Source organism: Herbiconiux oxytropis, assembly GCF_024979315.1.
GTDB classification, from domain to species: Bacteria; Actinomycetota; Actinomycetes; order Actinomycetales; family Microbacteriaceae; genus Herbiconiux; species Herbiconiux oxytropis.
On sequence record NZ_JANLCK010000009.1, the window covers coordinates 1 to 15,464 of the forward strand.

Here is a 15,464-nt window from a genome sequence, read left to right on the forward strand (position 1 = left end):
TTTTGGCATTTGACATTGTGCACGCTGTTGAGTTCTCAAGGATCGGACGCACCGGCCCCACCAACCACAGTCGGCAGCCCTCCGGGCAACTTCACAACCCTACCATTCTCGACTTGGAAGTCAAACCGAAGTTCACCGCGAAGTGAGATTCAGTAGGGGTTTTGGTCTCCGCTTGAGGCCGGTAAGCTCTTCCGCTTTTCCGCACCTGTGGGGTGACGAGGGATTACATTACGCGGGCCCCGGTGGCCGTGCAACTCGTGCTGACGCCCGGGCGTGTCGCCCGGGATCACGACGATGCGACGAGTCCGGCGAGGGTCTTCTTTCCCCGGCGCAGAACGGCATGCCGGCCACCGAGAAGGGCCTCTCCCACGACCGCATCATCGCTCTCCACCTTGACGTTGTTGAGGTACACGCCACCCTGGGAGATCGCTCGCCGCGCCTCGCTCGAGCTGCCCACGAGACCGGAGCCGACAAGGGCCTCGAGAACCGTGGTCTCCCCCGACACCTCCAGGGTCGGGAGCTCGGAGATGGCAGCAGCCAGCGTCGACTCGTCGAGGGAGTCGAGCGCCCCCTGTCCGAACAGCGCCGCCGCAGCGGCGATGGCCGCTTCGGCCGCCTTCTCCCCGTGCACCAGGGCCGTGACCTCGAAGGCCAGCGTGCGCTGCGCCTCTCGGCGGAAGGGCTCTTCGGCCACAGTGCGCTCGAGGCGCTCGATCTCGCCCCTGCCCAGGAAGGTGAAGATCTTCAAGCGGTCGATCACGTCGGCGTCGTCCGTGTTGAGCCAGAACTGGTAGAACGCGTAGGGACTCGTGAGGTCCGGATCGAGCCAGACGGCGTTGCCCTCGCTCTTGCCGAACTTCGTGCCGTCGGAGTTCGTGATCAGCGGAGTGCCGATGGCGTGCACGCTCACGTGCTCCGCACGATGGATGAGGTCGGTGCCACTCGTGAGATTGCCCCATTGATCGCTGCCCCCGGTCTGCAGCACACAGCCGTAGCTCCGGTAGAGCTCGAGGAAGTCCATCCCCTGCAGGATCTGGTAGCTGAACTCCGTGTAGCTGATGCCGGCATCCGAGTTGAGGCGGGCCGAGACGGCATCCTTCTTCAGCATGGTCCCGACCCGGAAGTACTTGCCCACCTCGCGCAGGAAGTCGATCGCCGAAAGCGGCGCGGTCCAGTCGAGGTTGTTCACCATACGGGCGGCATTGTCACCCTCGAAGCTGAGGAAGCGCGCGATCTGGCTGCTGAGGTAGCCGACCCATTCGGCCACGGTCTCCCTGGTGTTCAGTGTGCGCTCCGCGGTGGGCCGTGGATCGCCGATCAGACCGGTCGATCCGCCCACCAGCCCGAGCGGCCGGTGGCCCGCCAGCTGCAGCCGGCGCATCACGAGGATCTGCACCAGGTTACCGAGGTGGAGACTCGGCGCGGTGGGGTCGAACCCGCAGTAGAACGTGATCGGAGGACCCGCGAGAAGGGCCTTCAGCGCGTCGGCATCAGTGGAGACGTGCACGAGACCGCGGTAGTCCAGTTCGTCCCACACGTCGTCGAAGGTGGGATCGTTCTGCTCTGGCGCCACGGCGCTCTTCGGGGTCTCTGACACGAGAATCGAGCCTACCAACCCGCGCCGCAGGGCGATCCCTCGCCGAGGGGACTACTCGTTGCCGATGTGCTTGTCGGCCTTCGCCTTCGCCTCGTCGATCTTCGCGTCGTGCTTGCCGCCCGAGACCTTCTTGGCGGCGTTCGCCACGCTGTCGAGGAGCTTGTCGCTGATCTCCTCGGCCTTCTCGCTCTTCAGTGCATCCTGGACCTTGTTGTCCTTAAGGAATGCCTGAGCCTTCTTGGTGATGTCGTCGATAGCCATGAGTCCATCGTGGCCTCTCCCCCGGGCACGCGAAAGGGCCGCGCCCGAAGGCACGGCCCTTTGCTAGGTGACTCTTGTTACTTGTTGATCTTGGTGACGGTACCGGCACCGACGGTGCGGCCACCCTCACGGATCGCGAAGCCGAGGCCCTCTTCCATCGCGATCGGCTGGATCAGCGCGACCGAGATGTCGGTGGTGTCGCCGGGCATGACCATCTCGGTGCCCTCGGGCAGCGTGATGACGCCGGTGACGTCGGTGGTGCGGAAGTAGAACTGCGGGCGGTAGTTCGTGTAGAAGGGGTTGTGACGCCCACCCTCGTCCTTCGACAGGATGTACGCGGTGCCCTCGAAGTCGGTGTGCGGCGTGACCGAACCCGGCTTGACGACGACCTGACCGCGCTCCACGTCCTCGCGCTTGGTGCCGCGGAGGAGCAGTCCACAGTTCTCGCCGGCCCAGGCCTCATCGAGCTGCTTGTGGAACATCTCGATACCGGTGACCGTGGTCTTCTGCGTCGGGCGGATGCCGACGATCTCGACCTCGGAGTTGATGGCGAGGGTTCCGCGCTCGGCACGGCCGGTGACGACGGTTCCACGACCGGTGATCGTGAAGACGTCCTCGACGGGCATGAGGAACGGCTTGTCCTTGTCGCGGATCGGGTCGGGGATCGACTCGTCCACGGCGTCCATCAGCTCGACGATCGACTCGACCCACTTCTCGTCGCCCTCGAGGGCCTTGAGGCCCGAGACGCGGATGACGGGGGCGTTGTCGCCGTCGAAGTTCTGGCTGGAGAGCAGCTCACGGACCTCGAGCTCGACGAGCTCCAGGATCTCCTCGTCGTCGACCATGTCCGACTTGTTCAGAGCCACCATGAGGTACGGCACGCCGACCTGCTTGGCGAGCAGCACGTGCTCACGGGTCTGAGCCATCGGGCCGTCGGTCGCGGCGACCACGAGGATCGCGCCGTCCATCTGAGCAGCACCGGTGATCATGTTCTTGATGTAGTCGGCGTGGCCGGGGGCGTCGACGTGAGCGTAGTGACGCTTGGGCGTCTCGTACTCGACGTGCGAGATGTTGATCGTGATGCCGCGCTGGCGCTCCTCAGGAGCGGAGTCGATCGACGCGAAGTCGCGCTGAACGTTGGTCGCCGACGGGTACTTGTCCGCCAGGACCTTCGAGATGGCAGCGGTAAGAGTGGTCTTACCGTGGTCAACGTGACCGATCGTTCCGATGTTGACGTGCGGCTTGGTCCGCTCGAACTTGGCCTTAGCCACTAGGTCCTCCTCAGGACTCTCATGCCGGAGACTCGGATGCTGGATTGCATCCGGGACCGCGGCGGGGGTTTGTTGATATTTTACGCGAACCTACATGGCCCGCAGAACTCGGGAGTTATTCGCCCTTGTTCTTCTGGATGATCTCGTCGGCCACAGCCTTCGGGACCTCGGCGTAGCTCTCGAACGTCATCGAGTACACCGCACGACCGGAGGTCTTCGACCGGAGGTCACCGATGTAGCCGAACATCTCCGACAGCGGAACGTTGGCGCGGACGACCTTGACGCCCTGGGCATCCTCCATCGACTGGATCTGACCACGACGGGAGTTCAGATCGCCGATGACGTCGCCCATGTACTCCTCAGGAGTACGGACCTCGACGGCCATGAGCGGCTCGAGCAGCACGGGGCTGGCCTTGCGAGCAGCCTCCTTGAACGCCATGGATCCGGCGATCTTGAACGCCATCTCCGAGGAGTCCACGTCGTGCGATGCGCCGTCGAGGAGGGTCGCCTTGACGCCCACCATCGGGTAGCCGGCGAGCACGCCGACCTGCAGCGCATCCTGGATTCCGGCGTCGACCGAAGGGATGTACTCACGGGGCACGCGGCCACCGGTGACCTTGTTCTCGAACTCGTAGACCGTCTCCGCGGTGACCTCGAGGGGCGCGATGGCGATCTGGATCTTCGCGAACTGGCCGGATCCACCGGTCTGCTTCTTGTGCGTGTAGTCGTGGCGCTCGACGGTCTTGCGGATCGTCTCGCGGTAGGCGACCTGGGGCTTGCCCACGTTGGCCTCGACGTTGAACTCGCGCTTCATGCGGTCGACCAGGATGTCGAGGTGGAGCTCGCCCATTCCCTTGATGACCGTCTGACCGGTCTCCTGGTTCTGCTCCGTGCGGAAGGTCGGGTCCTCCTCAGCGAGCTTCTGGATGGCGACACCCAGCTTCTCCTGGTCGGCCTTCGTCTTCGGCTCGATCGCGACCTCGATCACGGGCTCCGGGAACGTCATCGACTCGAGGACGATCTGGTTCGACGGGTCCGACAGGGTGTCACCGGTGGTGGTGTCCTTCAGGCCGATGACCGCGTAGATGTGGCCAGCGGTGACCGAGTCGACCGGGTTCTCCTTGTTGGAGTGCATCTGGAAGATCTTGCCGATGCGCTCCTTCTTGCCCTTGGTCGAGTTCATGACCTGTCCGCCGGAGTCGAGGTGACCCGAGTACACGCGGATGTAGGTCAGACGACCGAAGAACGGGTGCACGGCGACCTTGAACGCGAGGGCCGCGAACGGGTCCTTCGGGTCCGGGTGGCGTTCGACGACCTTCTCCTCGTCGCGGATGTCGTGACCTTCGGTCGCGGGCACATCCAGCGGGGAGGGGAGGTAGTCGACGACCGCGTCGAGCATCGGCTGGACGCCGCGGTTCTTGAACGCGGAGCCGCACAGCACGGGGTAGATCTCGCTGTTGACGGTGAGCTTGCGGATGGCGCCCTTGATCTCGGGGATCGTGAGCTCCTCACCACCGAAGAACTTCTCGAGCAGGGTGTCGTCGGTCTCGGCGACGGTCTCGAGGAGGAGCTGACGGTACTCGTCGGCCTTCTCCTTGAGGTCGGCCGGGATCTCCTCGATCTCGTACTTGGCACCCATCTGCACGTCACCCTTGGAGTCTCCGCGCCAGGTGAGGGCACGCATCTCGACCAGGTCGACGACGCCCTCGAACGAGGACTCCGCACCGATCGGGAGCTGGAGGACCAGCGGCTTGGCGCCGAGGCGGTTGATGATGGTGTCGACCGTGAAGTAGAAGTCGGCGCCCAGCTTGTCCATCTTGTTGACGAAGCAGATGCGCGGCACGTTGTACTTGTCGGCCTGACGCCACACGGTCTCGGACTGGGGCTCAACGCCCTCCTTGCCGTCGAACACGGCGACCGCGCCGTCGAGCACGCGGAGCGAACGCTCCACCTCCACGGTGAAGTCGACGTGACCGGGGGTGTCGATGATGTTGATCTGGTTCTTGTTCCAGAAACAGGTCGTCGCAGCGGAGGTGATCGTGATGCCACGCTCCTGCTCCTGCGCCATCCAGTCCATCGTGGCAGCGCCGTCGTGGACCTCACCGATCTTGTGCGTGATTCCCGTGTAGAACAGGATGCGCTCGGTCGTGGTGGTCTTGCCGGCATCGATGTGGGCCATGATGCCGATGTTGCGGACCTTGTTCAGGTCGGTGAGCACGTCCTGTGCCACGGATTTCCTCCGAAAGGTAAGGGTGGGAAAGAGGGGGTCGAACGACTACCAGCGGTAGTGCGCGAATGCCTTGTTCGACTCGGCCATCTTGTGGGTATCTTCGCGACGCTTGACAGCGGCGCCCAGACCGTTCGACGCGTCGAGGATCTCGTTGGTGAGACGCTCGGTCATCGTCTTCTCGCGGCGGGCCTTCGCGTAGGTGGTGAGCCAGCGGAGTGCGAGGGTGTTGGCGCGGTGAGGCTTGACCTCGATCGGCACCTGGTAGGTCGAGCCTCCGACGCGGCGGCTGCGGACCTCGAGGGTCGGGCGCACGTTGTCGAGAGCCTTCTTCAGGGTGACGACGGCGTCCTGGCTGTTCTTGGCGGAGACGCCTTCGAGAGCGTCGTACACGATGCGCTCAGCGGTGGCCTTCTTGCCATCGAGGAGGATCTTGTTGACGAGCTGGCTGACGATCTGCGCACCGTAGACCGGGTCGGCGACAACGGGACGCTTCGGGGCGGGACCCTTGCGAGGCATTACTTCTTCTCCATCTTCGCGCCGTACCGGCTGCGAGCCTGCTTGCGGTTCTTCACGGCCTGCGTGTCGAGCGCGCCGCGGATGATCTTGTAGCGAACGCCGGGGAGGTCCTTCACACGACCGCCGCGCACGAGCACCATCGAGTGCTCCTGCAGGTTGTGGCCCTCACCGGGGATGTAAGCGGTGACCTCGGTGCCGTTCGACAGCTTGACGCGGGCGACCTTGCGAAGCGCGGAGTTCGGCTTCTTGGGGGTGGTGGTGTACACACGGGTGCACACGCCGCGCTGCTGGGGGTTGGCCTTGAGGGCGGGCGCCTTGGTCTTGACGACCTTCGGGGTGCGACCCTTGCGGACCAACTGCTGAATGGTTGGCACTACTTACTCCTTGTATTCGTAACGCTCGGTGTTGAAATCTCTGCCGGCTGCGCTCGGCGCGCATCCGTTCGTTCACGCTCTCGCACCACCATCTCTGGCGTGTCGAGTTCGTCTGGACCCACCGGCGGTACAAAATGGCTCTGGTATCGCTGGCTGGTGGAGCAGTGGGAACTTTCGTTCTGCTTCGCTCTAAAATTGGGCATGCGAATTCGCACACACCCGGAAAAGAATAGCTGGTAGACCCAGAAGGGTCAAATGCGGGTGCCCATCCCAGTCGCCTGTGAGCTCTGTGCAGTGAACACTGTGCTGTTTGCTCGGCGGCAGTCGGGACTAGAGGATCTTACCAGGTCGTGCTGGGCGCTGCTCCCTCGCGCTGGGGATCCGCTGCGGCATCGGCGCGGGTGCGCTCGAACTCGTCGCGCTCGGCGGCGTTCCTCGCCTTCAGACGGCGACCTCGGAACGCGATCCAGGCACCGGTCCAGATCGCAGCCTCGCGCGCGATGATCGCGCCGGCGAGGGTCAGCGGATCCATCGTGAGCGAGCGCACGAAGTCGTACTGCTCCTGGGGCTGCCAGTTCCACGCGTTGACGTGGATGAGCGCTCCGGCGATGCCGGCGACGTACACCAGCACGGCCACGAGGAAGCCGCCGAGCACGTAGGCCCACCAGCCGGCCCGGTTGACGATCAGGACGATGAGCACGAGCGCGATCGCGAAGACGACGACCGGCACGATGAAGGCGGCACTCAGGAGGAACGAGGTGAAGGCCGAGACGGCGGCCGCGCCCTCGAGGTTCGCGGCGATGATGAGGAAGGCGACGCCGGCGTAGACGACTCCGAAGACGGCGGTGCCGGCCAGGGCGATGAGCGAACCGACGCCGCGATTGCCGCGGGGGCGCGGCGGCTGCGGCGCGAGGGGCTGCGGCGCCGGCTGGTAGGGGGCATAGCCCTGCTGCGACTCGGCAGCATCCCCGGCCACCGCGGGAGCAGCGACGGCGGCAGGAGCGGGGGCGAAGGCCGCCGCGGGGTACGGGGTGCGCGCGTCGGCCGACCGGGGTTCCACGGCGGGCTCGGACGACGTGACGTAGGGACCACCCAGGGGCTCCCGCTCGTAGGCCGCCGTCGCCTGCTCCGCGACGGGCGCTCCCGTCTCCGTGACCACGTACGGTCCGCCGAGGGGCGTGCGGACGGCCGTGTCGGCATCCGGAGCGGGTGCCTGATCGGGATCGCGCTGTGACGCGCGGTCGTCGGCCGACGGGTCGGCGGCCGGGGTGGCCGCAGCCGTGGGCATCTGGATCGGATCGGGGATGGGGATCGGCGACGCCGGGGTGGCGGCGGCGGGAGCCTGCCAGGCCGGGATCTCGGGCATGGGGGGCGGGACGGACGCCGATGAAGCCGTTGCGGCGTCATCCTGGGGGAATTCCGGCTGCTCGTCGCGTCGATCCTCGGTGCTCATGGCGAAACCTTAGCAACGGCGGGGCCGCAACGAAGGGATGCGCGCCGAGACGGCGGAAGGCCCCCCACTTGGTGGTGGAGGGCCTTCCGGGGTCACGCGGGTGCCTGCTAGTTGTAGGTGCCCGGCGTGTAGTCGTCGCTCGAGAAGCTGTCGAAGTCGACGAACGAGAGGTCGGCCTCCGAGAACACCGAGTCATCTGTGAAGATGCGGTTCGGGTAGCGCTCGGCCTTGGCCTCTTCGGTCGCCTCGACGGTGACGTTGCGGTACTTCTGGAGACCGGTTCCGGCCGGGATCAGCTTTCCGATGATCACGTTCTCCTTCAGTCCCACCAGCGGGTCGGACTTGCCCTCCATGGCGGCCTGCGTGAGAACACGCGTGGTCTCCTGGAACGACGCGGCCGACAGCCACGACTCGGTCGCGAGCGAGGCCTTGGTGATTCCCATGACCTCCTGGCGAGCCGATGCGGGGCGCTTGCCCTCGGCGACCGCAGCGCGGTTCACCTCGGTGTAGCGCGACCGGTCGACGAGCTCACCCGGCAGCAGGTCGGTGTCGCTGTGCTCCACGACGGTGACCTTGCGCAGCATCTGGCGCACGATGACCTCGATGTGCTTGTCGTGGATCGGCACGCCCTGCGAACGGTAGACGCCCTGCACACCGCCCACGAGGTGCTTCTGCACCTCGCGCACGCCCTTGACGCGAAGGACCTCCTTCGGGTCGACGGCGCCGACGATGAGCTGCTGACCGAGCTCCACGTGCTGCCCGTCCTCGATGAGGAGGGTCGCACGCTTCAGCACCGGGTAGGCGATCGGCTCGTCGCCGTTGTCGGGCGTGAGGATCACCTTGCGGCTGCGGTCGGTGTCTTCGATGGTGACGCGACCGGCGGCCTCGACGATGGGCGACGCACCCTTGGGGGTGCGGGCCTCGAAGAGCTCCTGCACGCGGGGAAGACCCTGCGTGATGTCGTCGGCCGAAGCCGATCCACCGGTGTGGAAGGTGCGCATCGTGAGCTGCGTGCCGGGCTCGCCGATCGACTGGGCCGCGATGATGCCGACGGCCTCTCCGATGTCGACCAGGTTGCCCGTGGCCAGCGACCGGCCGTAGCAGGTCGCGCAGACACCGACAGCGGACTCGCAGGTGAGGACCGAGCGCACCTTGATGGTGCGCACGCCCGCAGCGACGAGCTTGTCGATCAGCACGTCTCCGACGTCGTCTCCGGCCTCGGCCACGACCTCGCCCTTCTCGTTGACCGCGTCGGCGGCCAGCGAGCGGGCGTAGACCGAGTTCTCGACGTTGTCGTCGCGAGTCCAGACGCCGTCGGCGCCCTCGTTCGCGATCGGCAGGTCGAGACCGCGCGAGGTGCCGCAGTCGGGCTCGCGGATGATGACATCCTGCGAGACGTCCACGAGACGACGCGTGAGGTAGCCCGAGTCGGCCGTACGCAGAGCCGTGTCGGCCAGACCCTTTCGAGCACCGTGGGTGGCGATGAAGTACTCCGCCACCGACAGTCCCTCACGGTACGAGGAGATGATCGGGCGAGGGATGATCTCACCCTTCGGGTTGTTCACGAGGCCTCGCATACCGGCGATGTTGCGCACCTGCAGCCAGTTACCACGTGCACCCGAGGTGACCATGCGGTTGATCGTGTTGTCGACCGGGAAGTTCGCGCGCATGGCTGCGGCGACCTCGTCGGTGGCCTTCGTCCAGATCTGGATGAGCTCCTGACGACGCTCGAGGTCGGTCGTCAGACCCTTCTCGAACTGACCCTGCACCTTGGCGGCCTGCTTCTCGTAGCCCTGAACGATCTCCCGCTTGTTCGGCGGGGTCAGGATGTCGGAGAGAGCCACGGTCACACCGGAGCGCGTGGCCCAGTAGAAGCCCGCGTCCTTGATGCGGTCGAGCGATGCGGCGACCTCCACCTTGGGGTATCGCTCCGCGAGGTCGTTGACGATCGCGGAGATGGCGCCCTTGTCGGCGACCTGCTGCATGTACGGGTAGTCCGCCGGCAGCGCTTCGTTGAAGAGCGCGCGACCGAGGGTGGTCTCGATGATGACGGGACCGCCCTCGTAGCCCTCGGGTGCCGTGCCCTCGGCGAAGTGGACATCCGACATGCGGATCTTCACGACGGCGTTGAGGTCGAGCGAGCCCTGATCCTTGGCGAGGATCGCCTCGGAGACCGAGGAGAACGCACGGCCTTCGCCGATCGCACCCTCCTTGATGGTCGTGAGGTGGTGCAGACCGATGATCATGTCCTGTGTGGGCAGGGTGACCGGACGGCCGTCGGAGGGCTTCAGGATGTTGTTCGAGGCGAGCATCAGGATGCGCGCCTCGGCCTGGGCCTCGACCGACAGCGGGAGGTGGACGGCCATCTGGTCGCCGTCGAAGTCCGCGTTGAACGCGGCGCAGACGAGCGGGTGCAGCTGGATCGCCTTGCCCTCCACGAGCTGGGGCTCGAAGGCCTGGATGCCGAGACGGTGCAGCGTAGGCGCACGGTTCAGCAGCACGGGGCGCTCGCGGATGATCTCCTCGAGCACGTCCCACACCTGCGGACGGCTGCGCTCGACCATGCGCTTCGCGGCCTTGATGTTCTGAGCGTGGCTCAGGTCGATGAGCCGCTTGATCACGAACGGCTTGAAGAGCTCCAGCGCCATCTGCTTGGGCAGACCGCACTGGTGCAGCTTCAGCTGCGGGCCGACGATGATGACCGAACGGCCCGAGTAGTCGACGCGCTTTCCGAGCAGGTTCTGGCGGAAACGACCCTGCTTTCCCTTGAGCATGTCGCTCAGGGACTTCAGGGCGCGGTTGCCGGTACCCGTGACGGGGCGACCACGGCGGCCGTTGTCGAACAGAGCGTCGACGGCCTCCTGCAGCATCCGCTTCTCGTTGTTGACGATGATCTCGGGGGCACCGAGGTCGAGCAGTCGACGGAGACGGTTGTTGCGGTTGATCACACGACGGTAGAGGTCGTTGAGGTCGGAGGTCGCGAAACGGCCACCGTCGAGCTGCACCATCGGGCGGAGCTCCGGCGGGATGACCGGCACCACGTCGAGCACCATCGCGGCCGGCGAGTTGCCGGTGGCGAGGAAGGAGCTCACGACCCGGAGGCGCTTGATGGCGCGGATCTTCTTCTGGCCCTTGCCCTCGGAGATCTGGAGGCGCAGGTTCTCGCCCTCGGTCTCCAGGTCGAAGGCCTCGAGGCGCTTCTTGATGGCCTCGGCGCCCATGTAGGCCTCGAAGTACATCCCGTAGCGATCCTGGAGCTCGTGGAAGATCGCGTCCTCGGGCTTGAGCTCGCCCACCTTGAGGTTGCGGAAGTCCTCCCAGACGCGCTCGAGCTGGGAGATCTGGTCGTCGTAGGCCTTGCGGGTCTGCGACATCTCCTTCTCGGCGCCGTCCTTCGTGCGTCGCTTCTGGTCGGCCTTCGCACCCTCGTTCTCGAGCTCGGCGAGATCGGTCTCGAGGCGCGACAGGCGGTCGGCGATGCGGGCGTCACGCTGGTCGGCGAGGGTCTTGATCTCGAGCCGCAGCTCGTTCTCCAGCCCGGGCATGTCCTCGTGACGGCCGTCCTCGTCGACCGAGATGATCATGTACGCGGCGAAGTAGATGACCTTCTCGAGGTCCTTCGGCGCCATGTCGAGCAGGTAGCCGAGGCGGCTGGGCACACCCTTGAAGTACCAGATGTGCGTGACCGGGGCGGCGAGCTCGATGTGGCCCATGCGCTCGCGGCGCACCGACGACTTCGTGACCTCGACACCGCAGCGCTCGCAGACGATGCCCTTGAAGCGCACCCGCTTGTACTTGCCGCAGGAACACTCCCAGTCACGGCTCGGCCCGAAGATCTGCTCTCCGAAGAGGCCGTCCTTCTCGGGCTTCAGCGTGCGGTAGTTGATGGTCTCGGGCTTCTTGACCTCACCGTGCGACCACTTGCGGATGTCGTCGGCCGTAGCGAGGCCGATCCGCAGCTCATCAAAAGTTGTTACGTCGAGCAATTTTCCTTCTCTCCTGGAAAAAGTCTTCTAGTGGTTGCCGGCTCAGATGTCGTCGATGGACGACGACTCGAAGCGGCTGGAGATGTTGATGCCGAGCTCTTCGGCGGCACGGAAGACCTCGTCGTCCGTGTCGCGGAGGCTGACCGCGGTGCCATCGGCCGAGAGCACCTCGACGTTCAGGCAGAGCGACTGCATCTCCTTGATGAGCACCTTGAAGCTCTCGGGGATGCCGGGCTCCTGGATGTTCTCGCCCTTGACGATGGCCTCGTACACCTTGACGCGGCCGAGGATGTCGTCGGACTTGATGGTCAGGAGCTCCTGCAGGGCGTAGGCGGCACCGTATGCCTCGAGCGCCCACACCTCCATCTCACCGAATCGCTGTCCACCGAACTGCGCCTTACCACCCAGCGGCTGCTGCGTGATCATCGAGTACGGGCCCGTGGAGCGGGCGTGGATCTTGTCGTCGACGAGGTGGTGCAGCTTCAGGATGTACATGTAGCCGACCGAGACGGGCTCCGGGTACGGCTCGCCGGAGCGGCCGTCGAAGAGCTGCGTCTTGCCCGAGGAGCCGATCAGGCGCTCGCCGTCACGCGTGAGCGTGGTGGAGTCGAGCAGACCCGCGATCTCCTCCTCGGACGCGCCGTCGAACACCGGGGTCGCGACCTTGGTGCCTGGAGCAGCGGAACGCGCCTGCTCGGGCAGGTTCGCGGCCCACTTCGGCTTGCCGTCGACCTCCCAGCCCTGCTTCGCGATCCACCCGAGGTGGGTCTCGAGCACCTGACCGAAGTTCATGCGGCCCGGGATGCCCATCGGGTTGAGGACGATGTCGACCGGAGTTCCGTCGGCGAGGAACGGCATGTCCTCGACCGGGAGGATCTTCGAGATGACGCCCTTGTTGCCGTGACGACCGGCGAGCTTGTCACCCGCGGTGATCTTGCGCTTCTGGGCGATGTAGACGACCACGCGCTGGTTGACGCCCGAGCCGAGCTCGTCGTCGTTCTCGGCGGAGAACTCCTTGACGGCGATGATCGTGCCCTCTTCACCGTGAGGCACCTTGAGGCTCGTGTCACGGACCTCGCGGGACTTCTCGTTGAAGATCGCGCGCAGCAGGCGCTCCTCGGCGGAGAGCTCGGTCTCGCCCTTCGGCGTGACCTTTCCGACCAGGATGTCGCCGGGGCGGACCTCGGCTCCGATGCGGATGATGCCGCGCTCGTCGAGGTCGGCCAGCAGTTCCGGGCTCACGTTGGGGAGGTCACGGGTGATCTCCTCCTTGCCGAGCTTGGTGTCGCGGGCGTCGACCTCGTACTCCTCGATGTGGATCGAGGAGAGCACGTCGTCCTTCACCAGGTTCTGGCTGAGGATGATCGCGTCCTCGAAGTTGTGACCCTCCCATGGCATGAACGCCACGAGGAGGTTCTTGCCGAGTGCGAGCTCGCCGTTCTCGGTGGCCGGGCCATCCGCGATGACCTGACCGACCTCGATCCGCTCGCCCTCGGAGACGATGACGCGGTTGTTGTAGGACGTGCCCTGGTTGGAGCGGTCGAACTTGCGCAGGTAGTAGGTCTCGGTTCCGGCGTCGTCGAGGAGGACGGTGACCGAATCGGCCGAGACCTCCTGCACGACACCGGCCCCGTTCGCGGTGACCACGTCACCGGCGTCGATGGCCGCGAAGCCCTCCATGCCGGTTCCGACCAGCGGCGACTCCGAGCGGAGAAGCGGCACGGCCTGACGCTGCATGTTGGCGCCCATGAGCGCGCGGTTCGCATCGTCGTGCTCGAGGAACGGGATGAGGGAGGTCGCGACCGACACCATCTGGCGCGGCGAGACATCCATGTACCCGATGTCCTCCTTCGGGAAGAGGTCGACCTCACCGCCCTTCTTGCGGGCGAGCACGCGGGCCTCGGCGAAGGTGGCATCGGCCGTCAGCGGCGCGTTGGCCTGGGCGACGATGTACTCGTCCTCCTCCGACGCGGTGAGGTAGTCGATGTTCTCCGTGACCACGCCGTCGACGACGCGACGGTACGGGGTCTCGATGAAGCCGAACGAGTTGATCCGCGCGAACGATGCGAGCGAACCGATGAGGCCGATGTTCGGGCCTTCCGGGGTCTCGATCGGGCACATGCGGCCGTAGTGGCTCGGGTGCACGTCCCGCACCTCGACGCCGGCGCGCTCACGGGACAGACCACCCGGGCCCAGCGCGGAGAGTCGACGCTTGTGCGTCAGGCCCGCGAGGGGGTTGTTCTGGTCCATGAACTGCGACAGCTGGCTCGTTCCGAAGAACTCCTTGATCGCGGCGACGACGGGGCGCACGTTGATCAGGGTCTGCGGGGTGATCGCCTCGATGTCCTGCGTGGTCATGCGCTCGCGAACGACGCGCTCCATGCGGGACAGACCGGTGCGGACCTGGTTCTGGATGAGCTCGCCGACCGCACGGATGCGGCGGTTGCCGAAGTGGTCGATGTCATCGACGTCGAGACGGATCTCGACCTTCTTGCCGTCGCGCACTCCGGGGAGCACGGTCTGGTTGTCGTGCAGGGCCACCAGGTACTTGATCGTGGCGATGATGTCCTGGTTGGTGAGCACCGAGTCGGACAGCGGCGCGTCCATGCCGAGCTTGCGGTTGATCTTGTAACGACCCACCTTCGCCAGGTCGTAGCGCTTGGAGTTGAAGTAGAAGTTGTCCAGCAGAGCGCGGGCTGCCTCGGCGGCGACCTGCTCGCCCGGGCGGAGCTTGCGGTAGATGTCCTTCAGGGCCTCTTCCTTGGTGAGGATCGAGTCCTTCTCCAGGGTGGCCTCGATCGACGCGTAGCCCTTGAACTCCTCGAGGATCTCTTCGCTGGTGAGGCCGAGGGCCTTGAGGAACACGGTGACCGACTGCTTGCGCTTGCGGTCGATGCGCACGCCGACCTGGTCGCGCTTGTCGATCTCGAACTCGAGCCAGGCACCGCGGCTCGGGATGATGCGAGCGGAGTAGATGTCCTTGTCGGAGGTCTTCTCGGGGGTGCGGTCGAAGTAGACGCCAGGGCTCCGGACGAGCTGCGAGACGACGACGCGCTCGGTGCCGTTGATGATGAACGTTCCGCGCTCGGTCATGAGCGGGAAGTCGCCCATGAAGACCGTCTGGGTCTTGATCTCACCGGTCTGGTGGTTCATGAACTCGGCCTCGACGTAGAGGGGAGCCGCGTAGGTCTTGCCGCGCTCCTTGCACTCGTCGATGGTGTACTTCTCGGGCTCGAGGAACGGGCTCGTGAAGCTGAGCTGCATGGTCTCGCCGAGGTCTTCGATGGGAGAGATCTCCTCGAAGATCTCATCGAGACCCGAGTTGTTGGGCAGGTCCTGACGACCGGCCTTCTTCGCTTCCGCGACGCGTGCCTTCCACACGTCGTTTCCGACCAGCCAGTCGAAGCTCTCGGTCTGCAGAGCGAGCAGATCCGGAACGGTCAGGGTGTCGGTGATCTTGGCGAACGAGAGCCGCGATGCGGCCCGACCGTTCTTGGGTGAAGTGGTGGTTGCGTTGCGCGCAGCAGCCAAGGAAATAACCTCCGTGGGCCCCGTCGGGCCTTGTGTTACTTACGGTCGATGTGGTGTCGAGAACTCCGCAGATTTGGTCTGAACCCGCAATATGGTTCTAGAGTGTTGCTGGCGTGGAACGCACAGCTGCCGACCACAATATGAAGGCATGGTTGTTCTGGGAGCGCAAAGAACAACTATAGGCCTATCCGACACGCCTGTCCAGTCGGATCCTTGACCGGTCTCCCTTTCTCGGGTATAACCGC

Annotated in this window: 9 protein-coding genes; all 9 read right to left on the reverse strand. The window is 65.4% G+C overall.

Annotation, left to right across the window (positions count from 1 at the left end; genetic code table 11):
- Positions 1-286: 286 nt before the first annotated feature.
- The 9 genes from tyrS to rpoB all read right to left on the reverse strand — a co-directional run bounded on the left by tyrS (position 287) and on the right by rpoB (position 15,219).
- Positions 287-1,597, reverse strand: a complete 1,311-nt coding sequence (tyrS, locus tag N1028_RS14815) for a tyrosine--tRNA ligase (RefSeq protein ID WP_310795600.1) — start codon at positions 1,595-1,597, stop codon at positions 287-289.
- Between the two features lie 51 nt (positions 1,598-1,648).
- Complete coding sequence (locus tag N1028_RS14820) at positions 1,649-1,858, reverse strand: Rv0909 family putative TA system antitoxin (protein WP_259530146.1); 210 nt, start codon at positions 1,856-1,858, stop codon at positions 1,649-1,651.
- Positions 1,859-1,935: 77 nt separating this feature from the next.
- Complete coding sequence (gene tuf / locus N1028_RS14825) at positions 1,936-3,129, reverse strand: elongation factor Tu (protein WP_259530147.1); 1,194 nt, start codon at positions 3,127-3,129, stop codon at positions 1,936-1,938.
- A 115-nt stretch (positions 3,130-3,244) separates the two neighbouring features.
- Positions 3,245-5,359, reverse strand: a complete 2,115-nt coding sequence (fusA, locus tag N1028_RS14830) for an elongation factor G (protein ID WP_291044901.1) — start codon at positions 5,357-5,359, stop codon at positions 3,245-3,247.
- A gap of 45 nt (positions 5,360-5,404) precedes the next feature.
- Positions 5,405-5,875, reverse strand: coding sequence for a 30S ribosomal protein S7 (gene rpsG / locus N1028_RS14835; protein ID WP_259530148.1), 471 nt, complete (start codon positions 5,873-5,875; stop codon positions 5,405-5,407).
- Complete coding sequence (gene rpsL / locus N1028_RS14840) at positions 5,875-6,249, reverse strand: 30S ribosomal protein S12 (RefSeq protein WP_022882694.1); 375 nt, start codon at positions 6,247-6,249, stop codon at positions 5,875-5,877. Before rpsL ends, rpsG begins: the two co-directional genes overlap by 1 nt.
- Positions 6,250-6,589: 340 nt before the next feature.
- Complete coding sequence (locus tag N1028_RS14845) at positions 6,590-7,702, reverse strand: Na+/H+ antiporter NhaC family protein (protein WP_259530149.1); 1,113 nt, start codon at positions 7,700-7,702, stop codon at positions 6,590-6,592.
- Positions 7,703-7,809: 107 nt separating this feature from the next.
- Complete coding sequence (locus N1028_RS14850; RefSeq protein WP_259530150.1) at positions 7,810-11,688, reverse strand: DNA-directed RNA polymerase subunit beta'; 3,879 nt, start codon at positions 11,686-11,688, stop codon at positions 7,810-7,812.
- A 42-nt stretch (positions 11,689-11,730) separates the two neighbouring features.
- Positions 11,731-15,219: a DNA-directed RNA polymerase subunit beta gene (rpoB, locus tag N1028_RS14855; protein WP_259530151.1), complete on the reverse strand. Its 3,489-nt coding sequence runs from the start codon at positions 15,217-15,219 to the stop codon at positions 11,731-11,733.
- Positions 15,220-15,464: the final 245 nt, after the last annotated feature.

Excerpts from the sequence above, each read along its gene's own strand:
- N1028_RS14820 (WP_259530146.1), bottom strand. The coding sequence starts at position 1,858 with ATGGCTATCGACGACATCACCAAGAAGGCTCAGGCATTCCTTAAGGAC.
- rpsG (WP_259530148.1), bottom strand. The coding sequence starts at position 5,875 with ATGCCTCGCAAGGGTCCCGCCCCGAAGCGTCCCGTTGTCGCCGACCCG.
- N1028_RS14845 (WP_259530149.1), bottom strand. The coding sequence starts at position 7,702 with ATGAGCACCGAGGATCGACGCGACGAGCAGCCGGAATTCCCCCAGGAT.